We start from the raw sequence: 308 nt of genomic DNA on the forward strand, positions 1-308 counted from the left end.
ATGATCCGGCGACCTCCGAGATCTACCCTCACGCCGTCTCTCTTTCCCTTCTCGTCGCTCTTCCGATCTTTGGACAGGTCTCCGTTGGCGACCGCGGTCGTCACCTGTGCGATGGTGCGGACCTGGTCGGTGAGGTTGTTCGCCATCGAGTTGACGTTGTCGGTCAGGTCCTTCCAGGTGCCGGAGACCCCCTTGACATCGGCCTGGCCGCCGATTATCCCCTCGGAGCCGAGATCGGAAGAGCACAAGTATTAAAACCAGTCAATCGCAAACATCTCTTATTCCCTCTTCATCTTGAAAAGCATGAG

General features: G+C 56.8%; 1 protein-coding gene. It reads right to left on the bottom strand.

Annotated elements, in window-relative coordinates; all coding sequences use genetic code 11:
• The coding region (locus PUR26_RS00005; RefSeq protein WP_329867987.1) for a hypothetical protein at positions 1-248 on the bottom strand (248 nt) is incomplete at its 3' end.
• Positions 249-308 lie beyond the last annotated feature (60 nt).

The organism is Streptomyces sp. SP18CS02, from assembly GCF_036322365.1.
Taxonomy (GTDB): domain Bacteria; phylum Actinomycetota; class Actinomycetes; order Streptomycetales; family Streptomycetaceae; genus Streptomyces.